Source organism: Sphingomonas sp. TF3, from assembly GCF_003985085.1.
In the GTDB taxonomy this organism is placed as follows: domain Bacteria; phylum Pseudomonadota; class Alphaproteobacteria; order Sphingomonadales; family Sphingomonadaceae; genus Sphingomonas.
Genome location: NZ_RWKS01000073.1, coordinates 1 through 1,197, shown reverse-complemented (window position 1 = coordinate 1,197; position 1,197 = coordinate 1). Strand labels below are relative to the sequence as shown.

At 62.4% G+C, this 1,197-nt stretch carries 1 protein-coding gene; it reads right to left on the bottom strand.

Annotation, left to right across the window (positions count from 1 at the left end):
* Nucleotides 1-32 precede the first annotated feature (32 nt).
* On the bottom strand, nt 33-1,175 hold the full coding sequence (locus EJC47_RS20835; protein ID WP_124811486.1) for an alpha-D-ribose 1-methylphosphonate 5-triphosphate diphosphatase: 1,143 nt from the start codon (nt 1,173-1,175) through the stop codon (nt 33-35).
* Between the last annotated feature and the right edge of the window lie 22 nt (nt 1,176-1,197).

The following is a 1,197-nucleotide window of genomic DNA, read 5'->3' as shown; positions in this document are numbered from 1 at the left end:
AAAGGAAGTGCTGGGAGTCCTGCTCCCACGGATCACAGGATGCGTCGGCCACCGATCCAGATGTTTCGGATCACTGGCAGGCCATCGACCACCCGGACGCGCAAAAGATCGGCACGAAGGCTAGGAGCGATGGAGCCGCGATCGTCGAAACGAAGCGCCTGTGCGGGTGCCAGCGAGCCCATCGCGACCACCTTGGCCAGGTCGAAGCCCATGCCAGCCAGCTTGAAGATGGCCTGCAGCATGCTCGAGGGCACATAGTCCGAGCTAAGGATGTCGACGAGACCGGCGTGCGCAAGTTCGATTGCGCTGACATTGCCCGAGTGGGACTTGCCAAGAACGACGTTTGGCGCGCCCATGACGTTCTTCATCCCATGATCGTGAGCGCGCTGGGCCGCTTCGAGCGTGGTCGGAAACTCGCAGATACCCACGCCGTACGTGTGCGACTGGTCGACATCCTCGACAGTGGTATCGTCATGGCTCGCCAGGGGCAGGCCATGAAGGGCAGCCTCTGCAAGGATTGCATCGCGGCTACGGGGGGTATGGGTCTGCTGGTTGTTCCGGCAGACTTCGAGATGCGCTGCAAACTCTTCATCATTCCAGACCCGCGCATGCTTTTTGCGGTAGTATTCGCGGTAGATGTCCAGGTTGCGCCATTGGCGCTGGCCGGGCGTGTGATCCATGAGGCTGATGAGGCGGACGGTTGGGTCTGCCAGCCTGCCTCTCGCAAACTCGAGGACACCGGGATCGGCAAGCTCGCAGCGCAAGTGAAGGTAGTGCTCAGCCTTCAGCAAGCCGGCGTCGCGCGCCGCTTTCAGACTGCTGATCGCTCCGTCAAGCATGGCTGCACGGGCACCATCGCCATCGTAGTCGCCGAGCGCGAGTGAATCGACAACCGTGGTGATACCGGCGCCGAGGAGTTCCCAGTCGTGCGTCAGAACCGATCCGATCGGGAACGGCCAGGTCACGCGAGGGCGCGGACGGAAGTGGCGCTCGATATTGTCGGTGTGAAGGTCGATCAGCCCCGGCAGCAAGAAGTCGCCTTCCAGGTCTTCGCCCGGGACTGCGAGTGTCGCCTCTGGTTCGACGGCAGCGATTTGCGCGCCGTCAAGGCGGATGCTGCCCGTGACGACGCGGTCGGCCAGAACCAGTTGGGCGTTTGTGAGCAGATCAGCCATTCAAGGGGCCTTTCGAGACCTT